Source organism: Bacillus sp. FJAT-26390 (assembly GCF_001682865.1).
Taxonomy (GTDB): domain Bacteria; phylum Bacillota; class Bacilli; order Paenibacillales; family Paenibacillaceae; genus Pristimantibacillus.
The window spans coordinates 122,151-139,476 of the sequence record NZ_MAQX01000032.1 but is presented as its reverse complement, the minus strand read 5'-3'; the positions used below and the strand labels follow the sequence as shown (position 1 = coordinate 139,476).

Sequence of the window (17,326 nt, the reverse complement as noted above, 5' to 3'; positions counted from 1 at the left end):
CAAGAAAAAAGTGCAGTCTCCTCACATTTTTGTGAGAAAACTACACCTTTGTTCAGTTTGACTTTTTCAGTGGCCTCGGACATGTCTCAGCGGTTTTTTTTTGGCAACAGGAGTTAGATCATAACCCCAAATAATCAGTAACGAACGATAAAACAAGAAAAAATGCCATCAACGAGCCGATCCCATAGGCCTGCTTTATTGCTTTTGATTTCTTCTCTGTTTTCTCAGTCTTCTTTGCTCTTGCAATGACGGATCGAAAGTACAAAATAGCTCCTATCAGAACCAGTACAATCTCCGCAGCGGCGCTTATGACCGGAAATTGCCATAGCCGGAATCCAAGCAGCGGCAGGTCTCCCCAGTTTCCAGGAAAAAACGGCATATCGCTTCGATGCACAACCAAATCGATAAGCCAGTGGCTAAAGGTAAGCGATCCGATGACAATTGCGCTTCGCATATTCCAAATGCGCCATGCGATGAAGCAGGCGATAGCCGATATAAGCAGCGCACCGACGAGGGAGTGCGTATAGTCGGCATGGATAATGGTTTTGCCGTATCCGCCATCGCCAATCGGCTCGAGTGATTCTACGCCGGAGAGCAGCAGCGGGATAAAGACAATATCCATTAGCTGCGTGCTCGCCATTAGCGCCCATAAGGGAACCTGCGGTTCCATCGCTTTTACAGCAGCTGCAAGTCCAAAATGTCCAGCAAACATCTATTGTTCCCCCTTCGGTATTATTCGCGCATCAAGCCAGCCGCACAAAGCAGCGAACAAGAAAATAAACAATAAAAAGGTCAATGTTTTTTCCTGCTTTCCTGAAGCTGAGCATTAAAGCCAAGCAGCAATGACTCAAAGGCAACGTGAAAGGTGTTTGATAGTCGGGTCATTATCGAATCGACAGTCTCCTCCGACAATGTATAGGTGCCGACGATGCCGCGCAGCATATAGAAATAAATGCGTGAGAAGCTAAGGAGCTGCTCGCCTTCTGTCAAATTAAGGTTGGTTTTTAAAACCTGCACAATAATATTGAACATTTGATTGCGCATGCGATTAATCTCAAGCTCAGGCTCTGCTTCGTCCACCCGTACGGATTTTACTTCGAAAAAAATAGCATACATGCTGCGGTTTTCGAGGCAAAATCGAATAAACTGCTCGCTTAACCGCTGCAGCTTCTCGTCGGAGGTCAAAAAACCATCGACAACTAGAGCGTCCAGCTTAACCTTAAGCTGCTGCAAGGGCTGCATCGAGAGAGCGTGAAGGAGAGCTTCCTTATCCTGAAAATAAATATAGATCGTCGTATGGGAACAACCTGCCTCTTTGGCGATTTCCCTTATCGTAACGGACTCGTAGCCGCGTTCTCCGAACAGCTTCTCGGCCGCCGCGATGATAGAGCGTTTGGTTTCTTCTGATCGCAATTCTTTTTTTGAGGCGATGGGTTAACCCTCCTTTTCGTTGTATAACCAATGGTTAGTAACCATCGGTTATACAATATCACCACTTACATATGTTGTCAATAATCAACATCTGCTATAATTCAAATTAAGCACACGTTTACGAAGTAGGTTTGCATTCGCAAAACTAAGCACACGCTTACGAAGTAGGTTTGCTTCAGCAAACCTTTAAGGAGAAATATAATGAAGCTATTCCCTTCCATCAGCAAAGACCTTATCGAGCTGCCGCAGGCTTTTCCGATTATCATCTCGCAATCCGAGGGGGTTAATCCTACCTTTCAAAGGCTGCACTGGCATATGGCGCTTGAAATAAACTACATAAAAAAGGGCAGAGGCTATTATTTAATTAACGGGAGCCGTTATGACTTTCAGCAAGGCGATATCGTTCTCATTCGTTCCAATGACCTGCACCGTGCATTCGAATCAGAGGAGCTGGTGATGAATGTGATTATGTTTGACTCCGCCTACCTTGCCCTAGAGCAGCGTTATGACGCGGAGCTGCTTATCCCTTTTCGCGATACAGGCATGCGGTTTGATAAGGTGCTTGATCGGACCCATCCGATGCTTGGGCTACTGGGCGATATCATTTCGGATATGGCAGCCGAATTCGAGCGTAAGGAACCGCATTTTGAGGTGGTCGTTCGGGCAAGGCTCATGCAGTTTCTTGCGTTTGTTAATCGTTATTTTTCGAAAAACAATGAAACCGGAACACCCTATGCACGAGGGATGGAAACGATTCGAGGGGTACTGCATGATATCGAGGCTGACATTTCTTATCCTTGGACGCTTAAGGAGCTGGCAGAGGCAGCGCATCTCAGTCCCTCGCGTTTTAGCACGCTGTTTGTTCAGGTTGTCGGAACCTCGCCTATGGATTATTTAATTCAATTGCGGCTGTCGCATGCGGCTCACCTGCTGGAGTCTTCGGACAAGAAGATTATAGAAGTGGCAGCAGAATGTGGATTTCGTAATTTGTCTAACTTTAATCGGCTGTTTAAGCAGCATGTAGGCAAGCTGCCTTCCGAGCTACGTGAGTAGATAGAATAGTAAGATAGTATCATAACATCGTTCTTTTTCATTAGAAGAGCGATGTTTTTTATTTTAAAATAGAAGAAAGTATAAATGATAGTTAACATACGAAAGTAAAAAACTAGGAGCGTGACCGAATTGATTTTCCTTGGGGTAGATGCAGGAGGCACCAAGACGCATGCCCTGCTTGTTGACGAGAATGGTCAGGTACTAGGCAGAGGGCATGGTGGGAATGGCAACCACCAAACGGCGTATGAAGGAGCAAAGACGAGCATTGATACGGCTTGCAATCAGGCTCTTCAAGAAGCTGGCGTATCAAAGGATCAAGTGACCTTCGCTTATTTCGGACTAGCCGGAGCGGATCGCGAGCCTGACTACGTTATTTTACGACCGATGATTGCTTCGCTAGGCTTTGAAAAACATGATATCGCATGCGATACGATGATCGGTATGCGCGCGGGTACCCATCAATCGTATGGCGCGGTTATTATCAGCGGCACCGGCTTTAACGCTGCAGCCCGCAACAAGCAAGGCGAAGAGCTTCAATATGGCGGCTTTGGATATATGTTCGGAGATGGACTCGGCTCGGGTACCGATCTAGCCATCCATGCTTTCCGCAGTGCGATCCGTGCTTGGGAGGGCAGAGAGCAAGCGACTCTGCTTACTGAGCTGGTTCCGCAGCGGCTTGGGTATGAAACCATTCAACACATGTACGACGACGCCTTGGAAAACGGCAAGCGTCCTCCCCATTCGCTTGCTAAGGTTATGTTTGAGGCAGCAGAGCAGGGCGATGCAGTAGCTATCCGCATTTTGGAAGAGGCGGGTCGTGAGCATGCGAATGCGGTCAATGCGCTCATCAAGCGCCTTGGCATGGAGCAAGAAAAGTTTGATGTCGTACTAACCGGCAGCGTGCTGTCGCGCGGAAGCTCTCCACATATGGTTAACGCCATTAACGAGGCCGTCGTTGCGGTTGCCCCTCATGCCAAAACAGTCAAGCTTACGGTTGACCCGGTAGTAGGTGCAGTCATGAGCGCGATGGATAGCAGCGGTATGGTCATCAGCGAAGAAGTTGACGCAGCACTTAGAAAAATTACTCTTTAAACCAATAGAACACTCACTCCAAAATGAACACCGTGCATGCAATCATCATTTTTAAAACATTGAGGGAGGCTCATTCAAAATGTCCAAAAAACCACTTAAAGTTGCTGTCATCGGCGGCGGTTCCTCTTACACCCCTGAAATCGTAGAAGGTTTCATCAAAAAGTACGACGAGATGCCTATTCGCGAGTTATGGCTCGTTGATATCGAAGAAGGCCGACATAAGCTGGCGATCGTAGGCGAGCTTGCAAAACGGATGGTGGAGAAGGCGGGTCTGCCGATCGAAGTGAAATTGACGCTTGACCGCCGCGAAGCAATTGCCGGAGCAGACTTTGTTACGACTCAAATGCGGGTTGGTTTGCTTGAAGCAAGAAAACGTGATGAGCATATTCCGATCTCCCATGGTGTGATCGGACAAGAAACGACAGGTCCTGGCGGTATGTTCAAAGCGCTTCGCACTGTGCCGGTTATTCTGGACATCTGTAAAGATATCGAAGAGCTGGCGCCAAATGCTTGGATGCTTAACTTTACGAATCCTGCTGGTATCGTGACGGAAGCGGTACAGAAATACAGCAAAGTAAAAACAGTTGGCCTATGTAATTCGCCTATCAACTTCCAAAAGTTTCTTGCTAAAGAGTACGGCGTAAGCGAGAGCGACGTATTGCCGGAATTTGTGGGCATCAACCATCTTCACTGGGTGACGGCTGCTTACGTAAACGGCGAGGATAAGCTGCAGGAGATGATCGGCGGCGGTCGTGATTATTCCGCTACGAACGTGACGGCTTTTGACTGGGATGCGGATTTCCTAAGCTCGCTTGGCGCACTGCCAACGTATTACCTCCGTTATTTCTACATGACGGATGCTATGCTTGCGGATATGAAGCAGTCAATGGAGAAAAACGGCACGCGTGCAGAAGTGGTTAGCCGGGTTGAAGCGGAATTGTTTGAGCTGTACAAGGACGTTAACCTAAATGAGAAGCCGAAGCAGCTTGAGCAGCGCGGCGGAGCTTATTACTCCGAGGCGGCTGTTAACTTGATGCACGCTTTGTATACGGACAAGCGGGATATTCAGACGCTTAACGTAAGAAACGGCAACATTATCGATTTCTTGCCAGAGGATGCCAGCATCGAGGTCAACTGTGTCGTAACGGCGCAAGGTCCGATCCCAATGCCGTTGCAGCGTGTTCCGGAACAAATTAAAGGACTCATGCATGCAGTTAAAACGTACGAGGCATTGACGATCGAAGCGGCAATTAGCGGAGATAGAGGCATCGCGCTGCAAGCGTTGGTGCATCATCCGCTCGTTCCAAGCGTCTCAGTGGCGAAGGCGCTGCTTGAGGAGATGCTTGAAGCGAACAAAGCGTATCTGCCAAACTTTTTCAAACAAGAATAAAAGCTGCTGCGAATAGGCGAAGCGAAGCAAATAGGAAGGCCGGGATTAATGATCCTGTCCTTCCTATTTGCTTTTTTTCAGTTTGTTTCACAGAAGAGCGTACATACAATATTTTTCATTGACAACGGCGTGAAACGATTATAAGATAACTGATGTTAATGATTATGATAATTATTATCAATAGACTGATAATGGTTTTCACAAAATGAAGGCAAGCATTGGTTTTGATAAATAGGGGGTAATAGGAAATGAGTAAACGTTTAATGGGTTTGATCATGGTCATTGCAGTCATGCTAGTCGCAGCAGGCTGCGGAGCGAACAACACGAGCAATAAAGCAGCAGCCGGCGAGACAAGCGGAAATGCAGGCGAGACTAACGCGAGCGCTGAAACGGCTAACGGCCCGATGATCCTTAAGGATGCGAAAGGTGAATTCAAGCTGGATAAACCGGCTCTAAAGGTAGTCGTATTGGAATGGACGTTTACAGAAGACATGGTCGCGCTTGGCATGCAGCCGATCGGTAACGCTGACAATGAAGGCTATAAGCAGTGGGTCACTTCTAAAGCCCCTTTGGATGCGTCTGTGACGGATGTCGGCTTCCGGCATGAGCCGAATTTAGAGACGATCGCTTCCCTGAAGCCCGATTTGATTATTGCGAATACGGATAGCCATGAGGCGATTTACGATCAGCTGAAAGGAATCGCGCCAACGCTGATATTCAGCCTATACCCGGTTGAGGGCGGAGGCGACCAATATACGCAGATGATCGATATTTTCAAAACAATCGCTGCAGCGGTTGGCAAGACGACTGAAGGAGACAAAGTTCTCTCCGATTTGGACCAGCATTATACAGATGCAAAAGCTAAGCTGGCAGCAGCAGGCAAGGAAGGCTTGAACTATGTGCTGACCCAAGCATTCAGCTATCAAAACGCGGCGACGATGCGCTTGTTCATGGATAACTCCTTGGCGGTTCAGACGCTTGATCGCATCGGTCTCAAAAACGATTGGAAACCGGAGCCTTTTGAGCTATACGGCTTTACCACATCAACAGTTGAAGCATTGCCTGCGGTAAAGGATACCAACCTCATTTATATCGTTCAGAAAGATGACGATATTTTTTCGAATGGATTAAAAGATAATTCGATATGGAACGGCCTGAATTTCGTCAAGGAAAAACGCACTTATGCGCTGGACGGCTCTACTTGGGTGTTCGGCGGCCCGATCTCCTCTAAAGTGATCGTGGATCAAGTCGTTAATGCATTAACAAAATGAGCGCCATGACGAAGGTTCAAAACAAAGAGGCTAACGCGGGTATGTTTTGGCGATTGATTGGTATTTTTGGGGGCGGCCTTGCCGCCCTTTTCGTTCTATCCTTGCTAAGCCTATGCTTCGGCGAAGCAAAGATTCCGGCAGCAACCGTGTTTGACGGTTTACTGCATAGGCAAGATGTGATGGAGCATAATCTGCTGTGGGATATTCGGATGCCGCGCACCGTAATTGGCATTATTGCCGGCGCTGCCCTTGCGGCGGCAGGCGCTTTGCTGCAGACGATAACGAGAAATCCGCTCGCTGCATCCGACACGCTTGGCATTAATGCGGGCGCATATTTTATGGTTGTGCTGGGCACGGTTGCTTTTCCTGCGCTGCAAAATGAATTTCCCTTTGTACTAGCGGCAGTTGGCGGCTTCCTCGCGGCTCTCGCCGCCTATTTCCTTGGAGGCGGCCGAACGGCTACCCCTGTCCGGCTAGCCTTATCCGGTATGATTGTCTCTATGGTGCTCGGCGCCTTCACATCGGCCATTCATATTTTCAAGCAAACCGAAACGCAATCTTTGTTTTTATGGGGTTCTGGCACCTTGATACAGCTCGATTGGAGCGGTGTCGAGTATGCTTGGCCTTTTATTGCGGCTTTGCTAGTTATTGCGATAGCTGCCGGTCGGCAATTCGATGCGCTTGAGCTTGATGAATCGACTGCTCGCTCGCTAGGGCAACGCGTCGGCTTAACTCGCGCAGCGGGACTCGGGCTGTCTGTGTTTCTGGCAGCTATCGTCGTCAGTGTAGTTGGGCCAATCGGCTTTGTCGGGCTCGTAGCGCCGCATCTCGTAAGGCTTAGCGGCATTCGCAAGCACCGTTTGCTCATTCCAGCAAGCGCGCTTTGGGGCGCGCTGCTGATTACAGCGGCGGATTTGCTCGCGCGCATGATACGCAGCAGCCTTGGAGAGATGCCGGTTGGCGCGGTCATGGCGATCATCGGCGCACCTTGGCTTATTTGGCTGGTGCTAAGCAAAATGAAGCATATCTCAGGTTCAGGCACGGGACAGTCCTCGATGAGCATCGGCGGAGCAGCGCTGCGATTGCGCTTTGGTCCGGCTGCAATTTTCATGACGGTATTGTTAATCGTGATTATCCTAGTCAGCCTCTCGCTTGGCGGCACTAAAATTCCGATTGCCGAGCTCCTTGGCAGTCTCGTAGGTGCTGGGGATTCGTCTTATTCCGTTCTTTTAAATCTACGACTTCCCCGCACGCTCGTTGCAGCAGGAGGAGGCATTGCTTTAGCGATCAGCGGCGTTCTCATTCAAAGCGCTGTTCGTAATCCGCTTGCGGACGCTTCTATTATCGGGGTAACCTCGGGTGCGGGCTTTGGCGCGCTTGTTGTGCTTGTCGCTTGGCCGACACTGCCGATTTTTGCGCTCCCGATTGCAGCGATAGCTGGCGGAGTCATCGCCGCCGCTTTTGTCTTTTTCCTAGCGTGGCGCAAAGCGCTGAATCCATCTGTTCTTATTTTGCTGGGCATTGCTGTCTCGGCAGTCGGCTCAGCCGGGATCCAGGCGATGATCGTAAAGGCTAGCCTTTGGAGCAGCACGGCTTTTGTCTGGTTAACAGGAACAACTTACGGACGGGGCTGGCCCCAATTTAACAGCATATTTATTTTTCTGCTTATTCTTGTGCCAACTGCTTATTATCTAGGAAGAAAATTTGATCTGTTGGCGTTTGGCGACGAGAGTTCAACGGGCTTCGGCTTACCGGTCCGGGGAACGAGGCTGTGGTCGATGATTATCGGCGTGCTGCTGGCTGCCGGCGCGGTTGCGAGCGTAGGAACGATTGGGTTTCTTGGTTTAATGGCGCCGCATGCGGTACGCATGATGATCGGACATCATACAAGACGGTCCATTGTATTATCAGGATTGCTAGGCGGGATTTTGCTTGTAGCAGCGGATACGCTTGGTAGAACGGTGATGGCGCCGAAGGAAATTCCCTCCGGACTAATCATTATGCTAATTGGAGCGCCTTACTTTTTATTTCTGATGTATCGTTCAATGGTCAAAAAGGGGTAATTTGATCGGAAATTATGGATAGATACGAATAATGAAGTTATTTATTGCCATTAATGTTCGTTAAAAGTTGTTGACAAAGAGGACAATTTCTCTTTAAAATTGAAAACGGAAAACAACAACAGCATATTTTTTCGTATAATCTCAAGAATCGGCTTGAGAGTCTCTACTCGGTCACCGTAAATGATCAGGCTACGAAAATGGTGGAAAAGCGCGCAGCGGTCCGGCGTGTATACTTTTCCCCTTTTTGCAGAGCCTAGGAGAAATGCGTATTTTTGCATTTTTTTCTAGGCTTCTTTGTTTGTTCCACCACATTTTTGGGAGGTTAGTAATCAAAATGGAACGTTTCTTTCGATTAAAGGAACACGGAACAAATGTCAGAACAGAGATTATGGCGGGGCTGACGACTTTCATGACGATGGCGTACATATTAGCCGTCAATCCAATCATACTCACACCGGCCGGTCTTGACTGGACAGCAGTATTTCTAGCTACGGCACTTGCTGCCGGCATCTTCACCATTGCGATGGGCTTATTCGTTAACTTCCCTGTCGCGCTTGCTCCGGGAATGGGCTTGAATGCGTACTTTGCATCTGTTGTCATAGCATCAGCGTCAACAGACACCCCGATCTCGCCTGCGATGGGTCTGACGGCTGTTTTTATCTCAGGCATTATCTTTATCATTTTAACGCTGACGCAAATTCGCCAAATGCTTATAACGGCTGTTCCTGACAGCTTGAAGCATGCGATTACGGTCGGTATCGGCTTGTTCATTACGATCATCGGCTTGAAAAACAGCGGTATTATGACGATTGCTGTATCGAGCTTTACAGATATCAAGCAAGGCGTATTCACGCCGGTTAGCGGCTCCGAAACCGTTATCCAGCTGGGAAGCTTCCATAATGAAACGGTTGTGCTCACAGTCATTGCCCTGCTGCTCATCGGCGTGCTGATGGTGCTTCGTGTACCAGGCGCCATTTTGTTCGGTATTTTGGGAACGACAGTCATTGCGATTCTAATTGGCCATGTTGACGTGAAAGCAGCTTTCACGAATCAAACATGGGTGCCTGATTTCACGAAGATGAACTTCTGGCATTTTGACTTTGCGGGCTTGTTCGAGGTTGGTCTCGTAACGGTCATTCTAACGTTCACATTCGTTGAGATGTTCGATACGTTCGGAACGCTTGTCGGTACGGCAAACCGTGCCGGTTACATGAAGGACGCGGAGAAGGGCAAAAAACGTGTAGGTAAGGCCATGTTCGTCGATGCCATCGGCGTTAGCGGCGGCGCGGTTCTAGGTACGAGCACAGTGACTGCATTCGTAGAGAGCTCCGCAGGTATTGCGCAAGGCGGTCGTACGGGTCTAACGGCAGTAACGACAGGCATTTGCTTCCTGCTTGCGATCTTCTTGTCGCCGATCGTTGCGCTTGTTCCGGGTGCGGCTACAGCTGCTGCACTTATTATCGTAGGCGTACTTATGATGCAGTCGGTAAAAGATATCGATTTCTCGGATATGGTTTACGCGATTCCTTCCTTCTTGACGCTGGCATTTATGCCGCTTACGTACAACATCGCGAACGGTATTTCGTTCGGTATCGTATCGTACGTGCTTCTTGCAACGGTTGCTAACTTGACTGGCAAAGGCAAGTACAAGGTACACTGGCTCATGTGGATTCTAGCGGTGCTGATCATTGGCCGTTACGTATTCATGGGCGGGGAATAGTTATGGTGAAAGAAGCAGCGCTGGACCGGCGCCGCTTCTTTTTTTTGTGCAATTGAAACGGTTGGAAGGGTATTTTACGGTTATCATTTGGTATACTTTTGAAAAAAGGATGCTGCGGCAGGCGGAAGGATGAGCAAGATGTTACGTGTTGATTTGAATTGCGATATGGGGGAGAGCTTTGGCGTCTATCAAACGAACGCTGACAGCGAGCTGATGAAATCGATTACTTCAGCGAATATCGCGTGCGGATTTCATGCGGGAGATGCAGCGACTATCCGCCGTACGGTAAAGCTGGCGATTGCCCATGACGTAGCGATCGGCGCGCATCCGGGCCTGCCCGATTTGGCTGGCTTTGGCAGGCGTGCGATGGATATAACGCCCGATGAGGCGTATGAACTGACCGTGTATCAACTAGGAGCAGTCTACGCATTTGCCAAATCCGAGGGCGGGGTCGTTGCGCATGTGAAGCCGCATGGCGCTTTGTATAATATGGCTGCAAAAAGCAGGCCGCTCGCCGATGCGATTGCGGAAGCGGTCTATAAGGTTGAGCCGAATCTGCTGTTATTCGGTTTGGCGGGCAGTGAGCTTATCCGTGCTGGCGAGGCAATTGGCCTGCGTACGGTGAGTGAAGTGTTTGCAGACCGAACCTATGAAGCGGACGGCTCGCTTACGCCGCGAGGAGCAGAAGGAGCGGTCATAACTGATGCTGCCCGCGCGGCAGAGCAAGCGATAAGGATGGTAAGGGACGGCGAGGTGATCACGCGGAAGAGGAGCAGCTTTATTTTGCGGGCGGATACGGTATGTGTGCATGGAGATACTCCGGGAGCGGTGGAGCATGTTAAGCAGCTGCGGGCGGCGTTAGAGGCTGTGGGCATTGCCGTTAAAAAGGCAGGTGGGTGAGTGTGGACAAAGCGACTTATGAAATGCTGCCGTTAGGCGACACTGCCATAATTATTCGTCTGGGCAATAGCATCGACGAGCGAGTCAATCGCATTGTCATGAATGTAAGCCGAGCTTTAGAGGAGCGGCCTTTTGCGGGATTAATCGAATGTGTTCCCTCATTCGTAGCCGTTGCCGTTCACTACGATCCGCTGCTCGTGAAGAAAAGCCGAGCAGGGGCAGAGCATCAGCATGCTACGATTTTTGAAACCGTATGTGCGAGAGTGCAAACCTATCTAACGAAAGAGCAGTTATTCGCTTCCAATCAAGAGGCTAGAACGATTGAAATTCCGGTTTGCTACGGCGGGGAGTATGGTCCAGATCTAAGCCAAGTAGCTAAGCTTAACGGGCTTACGGAGGAAGAGGTGATCACTATTCATACGGAGGGGCTCTACTTGGTGCATATGCTTGGTTTTGCGCCGGGATTTCCTTATCTGGGCGGGATGTCTGAGAAAATTGCCGCGCCAAGACATCAGACCCCGAGAACGATTATACCGCAGGGCAGCGTCGGCATAGCCGGCAAGCAGACAGGCGTTTATTCGGTAGCAACACCGGGCGGTTGGCAGTTGATCGGGAGAACGCCGCTTGCTCTATTTTGCCCGCAGGATGAAATTCCTAGCTTGCTTAGACCAGGTGACTCGGTTAAATTCAAGCCAATAACAGACGAACAATTTAAGTTCTATATAGAAGGTGAGTTATGAGTATAAAGGTGGTTCGCCCCGGCTTGCTTGTTACCGTTCAGGATCTCGGGAGGTTTCGGTATCAAAAATACGGCGTAGTTGCCGGCGGCGCTATGGATACGGGAGCATCGCGAGCGGCTAATCTGCTGGTAGGCAACGAGGGGCATGAAGCTGTGCTGGAAATTACGCTTACTGGGACGGAGCTCGTTTTGGAGCAGGATACGCTGCTCGCGATTTGCGGCGCACGAATGCTCGTCACTGCCGATGGCGAGGAGCTGCCGCTATGGAGGCCGGCGCTCGTTCGCGCGGGGACCGTCATCAAGTTTGGAGCCTGCGAGTCTGGCTGCCGATCCTACTTTGCAGTTGCGGGCGGATGGGATGTTCCGGAAGTGATGGGCAGCAAAAGTACTTATCTGCGCGGCGCTATCGGCGGTTATAAAGGGAGAGCGCTAAAGGCAGGAGATGTGCTGGCGGCCGGTGCTCCGAGCTTGCTGTCAGAGCGAATGAAGGAATCGCTGCAGAAAGGTTGGCGCGGGTATGGCAGCTTTGCAGTCCCGCTGTGGCATGCGAGCCATTTTGCCATAGCGGACAATCTAGCGGACCCGATCATTCGCGCGCTGCCGGGTACGCATTATGAGCGATTTACAGCCGAGAGCAAGTCGAGGTTATTTAGCCAAAGCTTTCAAATATCCGTGCAATCTGACCGTATGGGATATCGCCTCGAAGGGAATCACAAGCTGGAGCTCGCTGCGCCGTTAGAGCTGTTATCGGAAGCAGTCGCGAGTGGAACGATCCAAGTGCCGGCTGATGGAAATCCGATCGTGCTGCTTGCCGACAGGCAGACAACGGGCGGTTACCCGCGAATCGGGCAGGTCGCAACGGTCGATATTGCTGTTTTCGCCCAGCTTAAGCCCGGCGACCGCTTTCGCTTCGAATGGATTACCCAGCAGGAGGCAGAGGAGCTTTATTTGGACAGCGAACGCGATTTAAGGATGCTGAAGGCAGCTGTAGCGTTAAAGTTTAACTCCGCTAATTGAAATTGTATTGGTGTAGGCAGCGAATGCAGGTTACTCCAAAAAGAAAAAGCGCCGATGCCGCCAAAAGTGGCGGATCAGCGCTTGAACACGGACATGTTTTTGAGGACCATCATAAGGTTTGCTGGCTTCTCGGCAAGTCGGCGGGTGAAGTAGGGGTACCACATGACACCGTATGGGACATAACAGCGGATGCGATAACCTTCCTTAGCAAGCTTGGCTTGCTCGTTCATACGCAGGCCGTAAAGCATTTGAAATTCAAAAGCCTGTTTAGATATCCGATGCGTGCGCACGTATGCCTTCACCCAGCTGATAATCGCATCATCATGGGAGGCGATTGCTGTATAGACGCCTTTGTCCAAATGAAGCTTGATCATGCTTTTGAAGCTTGCAAGCACCTCGTCAGGTTTCTGAAAAGCGACTTCATCCGATTCCTTATAGGCTCCCTTCACGAGGCGGAGATTGATACGTGCTTGCAGCATATCCTTAGTATCCTGCTCCGATCGGAACAAGTAAGCCTGCAGCACGGTTCCTACATTCTTTAAACCTTCGGCATGCAGCCTCTTCACGATATCGATCGTCGCCTGCGTAAAAGGGGTATTCTCCATATCGATCCGAACAAAGTTCCGATGGCGCCTTGCATGCTTCACCACATCACGAATGTTGGCGTAACAAGCTGCTGGGTCCAGAGCGAGTCCCATTTGGGTTGGCTTTAACGATACGTTGGAGTTTGCCTTGCAGGCAGCTATGCCTTCAATAAGCTTTAAATATTGCTCCTTATATACGGAAGCCTCGCTTATATCCCGAATGCCCTCACCTAAATGATCGAGCGTAGCCATAATGCCAAGCTTGCCGAGCGCGTCGATTTCCTTCAAAGCTTCCTCAAGCGTTTCCCCCGCAATGAATTTGCTCGCGAGTTTTTTGCCATAGGTCGTTGAGAGCTTCTCGACAAGCGGTAAGCCTGTGATCGTCAATAATGACTTGCGATACCATTTTGCACCGATGCCCATCATTGCTGCTCCTTTCCCGAAAATGCGTTAGTAGGAGTTAGAAACAGGAGAGTTCGGTATTAGTATATTCACAAATCACCGACATCGCGCTATGTGCGCCTAATTATTTAAAAAACAGAAAATGTGTCGGCAGCTTCCGAAGCTGACCGTCGGAAGGCTTATTGATGACGCGCCCGTTAAAAATGAGCGAGGAAGAGCCGCCGCCATCCAGGTTGTAGCCGTCTACGGCGCCGTAGCGCTGGAGCAACAGCTGCATTTCGCCGAGCGTAGCGCCAGAACTGCCGGATTCGTTGTACCCGTCAGCGACGAGAAACAACAGCTGGTCATCTTTGTAGTTGGCTATAACGGTTCGCGGAGCGCGCTTCGGACTCGTTTGCCATTTGGCCGGAATCGGCTGCGGCGCACCGCCCCGGAGCAGGACGGGCACGAAGGACGCGCCGAACTTCGGCTTTTGCGCGTCCAAATGCTGCTTGGTCGCGAACTTTCCGCCGATCAGCTCGTTCTTATCGTTTAGTCCGACAAAAAATAGATCGGCATGAGGAGCCTCAAAGCCGGTAGCATAATCGCCGTCAACGATGGTTGTGCTTAACGGATATCTTTTGCCTCGTCCATCCGCAAAGCCGCCTGCATTAATGCCGGCTGCTGCCTGGTGACGGTTAACGGCAGCTAGCGTAGTCTCTGCTTTGCCGAGCTCATCTCCGCCAAGCGTCATGGTCATCGCGTCTTTGCTTTTCAGCTTTACTTTAAGCGCATAAGCGGTAAAGTTTTCTGCCTTTATGTAGAATAGCTGAGCTCTTAGCTTGTCCGACTCGATTGTACCGGCTGCCTTGCCCAGCTTACTCGTAATATTGCGATCGTAAATGATCAGCGGCCTCATCGCTTGCGAGGCGGCCATGGACGATATTTTCGCCATATCGGCATTGGTTTGCGTATACAGCTTAATTTGTTTTTGAATCGACTCACGGGTTTGCGACGCGGTTTGCTGCGCGAGATCAAGCCCTGTTGAGGCAGGCTCAATATTGGTTTCAGGAGGCCTTGTAAGCTCCGTAACGGGCTTCGGAAACGCGTCAGTAGGCAATTGAATGACAATATCGGATAAGAGCAGCCAAATCATAATGCCTAGAAAAGGCGCGCATGCGAGCAGGGCTGTGCGGTTCAGCGCTTTGACGGTCAGGTTCATTTGAGCACATCCAAGCTCTTCTGCAGCTCGTTCAGCTGCTTCTTCACTTCATTCAATTGCGTATACAGCTTGTTGCTGTTGTCGGTCTTGGAATCGGCGTTATCCTTCGTAAACGTAAGCAGCTCATTAAGCGCGTCGACCTTCGCCTTAAGCTCGGATAGATCTGCCGTATAGTTTGTTTCGAGCTGTAGCATGCGAGCCTCGTAGGCTTGCTGCATCGCCGAAATTTGACTGGCGGTTTGACGCTCGAGATCAGCGGAGAGCGTCTGCTGAATCCGTTCGGTATACCATTTGGCACCGAGTATGCCGGAGCATATAATAATGAGCCATACGCATACAAAAAGGAGGAAGGTACGATTTCCTTTCTTTCTGCGCGTCTTTTTGTCATATTGGCTGGCAGTACGTTGTTCCAAAATCAAATCACTCATTCTATTCATTCACCTCTCTTGATAGTCACTTGCACGAAAGATCGGATGAACGAACTGCAAGCATTGGGACTCTTAGTTTTAGACAGCAATTGCCGCTAAATAGTTGCGGATGTCATCTTATTGTAACAAAGAGAGGGGGAGATGTCGTCTGCGCTGAGTGGGAATTTTATGTAAATTTGATTTCTTAGCGGAACATTCTCCCTCCTACCTGCGTCTAACCATACGGGATGCGGCAGCCGATGCCGCAAAACGGAAGGAGATTATGATGAATAGAGAGAATTGGTTCAAGCGATTAGCGAAGCGAGCAATCGTAGCCAGCTTGCTAGTTGCGCTTGTAGGCACGGGTTTTGGAGTCAAGGAACAAGCAAATGCAGCAGAGCGTCAGCCGATCAAGCTGGTGTTCGTGCACGGGTCGAAGCAAATGACGTTAAATGGCAAGACGCAGCAAATGACGACGCCGCTGCCGGTAGTAAAAGGGGTCACGATGATTCCAGTTCGTACGCTAGCGAATTCTGTTGGAGCAAGCGTATATAACGATAGCAAGGGCACTCATATCGATACTTATTTCAACAAAGTGACGTTAAACGCCAAGATGCGCGGCGCAAACCGCAATGGCAGCTATTTGGTTATGCCGAATGAGGCTCTAACCATTAATGGAACAATGCATGTACCCTTGTCTGCGGTTAAGCTCCTTTGGAATGCAGGGTATGTGTACAATGCGCAGCTCAAACAAATTACGATAACGATCCAGCCAGATCCGAACGTTCCTCCGGTAGCGAAATTTAATGCGCCTGTGCAGGTAAAGCTAGGCGAGCCGGTACAATTTGAGGATCTTAGCTATGATCCTGACGGCAAGATCATAAAGACGGAATGGACAGGACGCAAAAGCGCGTACTTTGAGCCGGGCGTCTATACGGTTACACAATCCGTATATGATAACGATGGCACTTGGAGCCCTAAAATCGCCAAAGATATTACGGTTACTGACGAAGTCATGTATACCCCTTATGAATACTACATGCGCTACGGTAATCCCGGCGATAAATTCGCCGTTGATGCGAAGCTTATGAATACGTTTGACGATGTTCCTACTTATGAGACAAAAGGTTATACGACATTGTACATGTCCAATGCGCCTGAACGGTTTTTTGGCGAAGGGTTGCTGTATGAGGATGAATTGGACGGTCCTAGCCGATTGTTCATTCATCATCGGAATGGCGCGCAAGAGAGAATGAAGTTAGCTGTCGTAGTAACGAACAAGCAGGGCTATCCGATTAAATTGACATTAGGCAATCGAGGACTGGCGGGTCCAAGCGTGAGCGCCATGCAATTCGGTTCTGCAGCCATAACAAGATACTTAATCGGCAGCCAGCCGCGTGAGTTAATCGTAGAGCCGGGTACATCCGCAGTGCTGCTGCCTGAGCTTGAGAAAATCATCATGAATCCTGACGAAGGCTTTTCCGGCCTGCTGGATGTAAATATGGATGGCCCACTAACTTTCTCGACGATGTCTTTGAGAGAAACGACGGATGCGCTTAGCTCTGTCTTCAACCTGGAGCAGCTTGAGAAGGTGGGCAATCGAGGAAGATTTTTGGACACGGATCAGTTTATTGAAGTAAATGAGAAGATTGGGCTTACAGAAGGCAAGCTTCGTCTGGGCAGCCGCGGCACGAGCATGGTTGGTGTTGATGCGCTAACTGGCGAAATGACTTACAACGGAGGGGAATATGGGGCAGTGACGACAATCAAGCTTAAGGATGTCGCCTATGGAACCCGCATTATTCTCAATCCGCGTGCAGGAATATTCCAAGGAGCAGTCTCTGTCAATGGCAACGTGGTATCGGTGCCGACAGGCGGACATGTGAACTTGGGCGAGGGCGTTTTGATTTATACGCAAAAGAAACCGGAGGACGGGAAAGCTACTGCTAAGCCGCCGGAAGTTACGATTACTTATTCATCACCTGGAGCAAGTTCGTTGCCGATATTATTCGTATTTTTTCCGGGCTCCGATTTTGAATAACTGATTGAAGGAGGA

Annotated in this window: 15 protein-coding genes and 1 riboswitch; of the genes, 10 read left to right on the top strand and 5 right to left on the bottom strand. The window is 49.8% G+C overall.

Features of this window, described 5'->3' with window-relative positions:
* Positions 1-118: 118 nt before the first annotated feature.
* Entirely contained in the window at positions 119-712 is a 594-nt protein-coding gene (locus tag A7975_RS21530; RefSeq protein WP_065386497.1) for a metal-dependent hydrolase, read from the bottom strand.
* 80 nt (positions 713-792) lie between these two features.
* Positions 793-1,413: a TetR/AcrR family transcriptional regulator gene (locus A7975_RS21525; protein ID WP_255314425.1), complete on the bottom strand. Its 621-nt coding sequence runs from the start codon at positions 1,411-1,413 to the stop codon at positions 793-795.
* 219 nt (positions 1,414-1,632) lie between these two features.
* On the opposite strand from A7975_RS21525, the gene A7975_RS21520 reads away from it, so the two are divergent.
* The 9 genes from A7975_RS21520 to A7975_RS21480 all read left to right on the top strand — a co-directional run bounded on the left by A7975_RS21520 (position 1,633) and on the right by A7975_RS21480 (position 12,676).
* Positions 1,633-2,484: an AraC family transcriptional regulator gene (locus A7975_RS21520; RefSeq protein WP_053372704.1), complete on the top strand. Its 852-nt coding sequence runs from the start codon at positions 1,633-1,635 to the stop codon at positions 2,482-2,484.
* Between the two features lie 120 nt (positions 2,485-2,604).
* Entirely contained in the window at positions 2,605-3,576 is a 972-nt protein-coding gene (locus A7975_RS21515) for an N-acetylglucosamine kinase (protein WP_231637311.1), read from the top strand.
* Positions 3,577-3,655: 79 nt separating this feature from the next.
* Entirely contained in the window at positions 3,656-4,966 is a 1,311-nt protein-coding gene (locus A7975_RS21510; protein WP_065386495.1) for a 6-phospho-beta-glucosidase, read from the top strand.
* 248 nt (positions 4,967-5,214) lie between these two features.
* Entirely contained in the window at positions 5,215-6,237 is a 1,023-nt protein-coding gene (locus tag A7975_RS21505; RefSeq protein WP_065386494.1) for an ABC transporter substrate-binding protein, read from the top strand.
* A gap of 41 nt (positions 6,238-6,278) precedes the next feature.
* On the top strand, positions 6,279-8,300 hold the full coding sequence (locus A7975_RS21500) for an iron ABC transporter permease (RefSeq protein ID WP_255314424.1): 2,022 nt from the start codon (positions 6,279-6,281) through the stop codon (positions 8,298-8,300).
* Positions 8,301-8,411: 111 nt separating this feature from the next.
* Positions 8,412-8,512, top strand: a riboswitch (purine riboswitch).
* A gap of 122 nt (positions 8,513-8,634) precedes the next feature.
* Entirely contained in the window at positions 8,635-10,020 is a 1,386-nt protein-coding gene (locus A7975_RS21495; protein WP_053372699.1) for an NCS2 family permease, read from the top strand.
* Between the two features lie 138 nt (positions 10,021-10,158).
* Complete coding sequence (locus A7975_RS21490) at positions 10,159-10,920, top strand: LamB/YcsF family protein (RefSeq protein WP_065386851.1); 762 nt, start codon at positions 10,159-10,161, stop codon at positions 10,918-10,920.
* A gap of 23 nt (positions 10,921-10,943) precedes the next feature.
* The gene (gene pxpB / locus A7975_RS21485) at positions 10,944-11,660 is read left to right on the top strand and encodes a 5-oxoprolinase subunit PxpB (protein ID WP_053377465.1); all 717 of its coding nucleotides are present in this window, start codon (positions 10,944-10,946) and stop codon (positions 11,658-11,660) included.
* The gene (locus A7975_RS21480; RefSeq protein ID WP_065386493.1) at positions 11,657-12,676 is read left to right on the top strand and encodes a 5-oxoprolinase subunit C family protein; all 1,020 of its coding nucleotides are present in this window, start codon (positions 11,657-11,659) and stop codon (positions 12,674-12,676) included. The genes pxpB and A7975_RS21480 overlap by 4 nt, the downstream gene beginning before the upstream one ends.
* A gap of 74 nt (positions 12,677-12,750) precedes the next feature.
* Here the strand turns inward: A7975_RS21480 and A7975_RS21475 are convergent, their stop codons facing one another.
* The 3 genes from A7975_RS21475 to A7975_RS21465 form a co-directional block, all read right to left on the bottom strand.
* On the bottom strand, positions 12,751-13,683 hold the full coding sequence (locus A7975_RS21475) for a proline dehydrogenase family protein (RefSeq protein ID WP_065386492.1): 933 nt from the start codon (positions 13,681-13,683) through the stop codon (positions 12,751-12,753).
* Between the two features lie 103 nt (positions 13,684-13,786).
* Positions 13,787-14,863, bottom strand: a complete 1,077-nt coding sequence (locus A7975_RS21470; protein WP_053372696.1) for a phosphodiester glycosidase family protein — start codon at positions 14,861-14,863, stop codon at positions 13,787-13,789.
* Entirely contained in the window at positions 14,860-15,291 is a 432-nt protein-coding gene (locus tag A7975_RS21465) for a hypothetical protein (RefSeq protein ID WP_053372695.1), read from the bottom strand. The genes A7975_RS21470 and A7975_RS21465 overlap by 4 nt, the downstream gene beginning before the upstream one ends.
* A gap of 262 nt (positions 15,292-15,553) precedes the next feature.
* Between A7975_RS21465 and A7975_RS21460 the strand changes: the two genes are divergently transcribed.
* A complete protein-coding gene (locus A7975_RS21460) occupies positions 15,554-17,311 on the top strand; it encodes a stalk domain-containing protein (RefSeq protein WP_082198363.1) in 1,758 nt (585 codons plus the stop codon).
* The last annotated feature ends 15 nt before the right edge of the window (positions 17,312-17,326 follow it).

What these genes read in the sequence shown, in the direction of transcription:
- A7975_RS21530 (WP_065386497.1), bottom strand. Translation starts at nt 712, where the DNA reads ATGTTTGCTGGACATTTTGGACTTGCAGCTGCTGTAAAAGCGATGGAA.
- A7975_RS21520 (WP_053372704.1), top strand. Translation starts at nt 1,633, where the DNA reads ATGAAGCTATTCCCTTCCATCAGCAAAGACCTTATCGAGCTGCCGCAG.
- A7975_RS21510 (WP_065386495.1), top strand. Translation starts at nt 3,656, where the DNA reads ATGTCCAAAAAACCACTTAAAGTTGCTGTCATCGGCGGCGGTTCCTCT.
- A7975_RS21505 (WP_065386494.1), top strand. Translation starts at nt 5,215, where the DNA reads ATGAGTAAACGTTTAATGGGTTTGATCATGGTCATTGCAGTCATGCTA.
- A7975_RS21500 (WP_255314424.1), top strand. Translation starts at nt 6,279, where the DNA reads ATGTTTTGGCGATTGATTGGTATTTTTGGGGGCGGCCTTGCCGCCCTT.
- A7975_RS21495 (WP_053372699.1), top strand. Translation starts at nt 8,635, where the DNA reads ATGGAACGTTTCTTTCGATTAAAGGAACACGGAACAAATGTCAGAACA.
- A7975_RS21490 (WP_065386851.1), top strand. Translation starts at nt 10,159, where the DNA reads ATGTTACGTGTTGATTTGAATTGCGATATGGGGGAGAGCTTTGGCGTC.
- pxpB (WP_053377465.1), top strand. Translation starts at nt 10,944, where the DNA reads ATGCTGCCGTTAGGCGACACTGCCATAATTATTCGTCTGGGCAATAGC.
- A7975_RS21480 (WP_065386493.1), top strand. Translation starts at nt 11,657, where the DNA reads ATGAGTATAAAGGTGGTTCGCCCCGGCTTGCTTGTTACCGTTCAGGAT.
- A7975_RS21475 (WP_065386492.1), bottom strand. Translation starts at nt 13,683, where the DNA reads ATGGGCATCGGTGCAAAATGGTATCGCAAGTCATTATTGACGATCACA.
- A7975_RS21470 (WP_053372696.1), bottom strand. Translation starts at nt 14,863, where the DNA reads ATGAACCTGACCGTCAAAGCGCTGAACCGCACAGCCCTGCTCGCATGC.
- A7975_RS21465 (WP_053372695.1), bottom strand. Translation starts at nt 15,291, where the DNA reads ATGAGTGATTTGATTTTGGAACAACGTACTGCCAGCCAATATGACAAA.
- A7975_RS21460 (WP_082198363.1), top strand. Translation starts at nt 15,554, where the DNA reads ATGATGAATAGAGAGAATTGGTTCAAGCGATTAGCGAAGCGAGCAATC.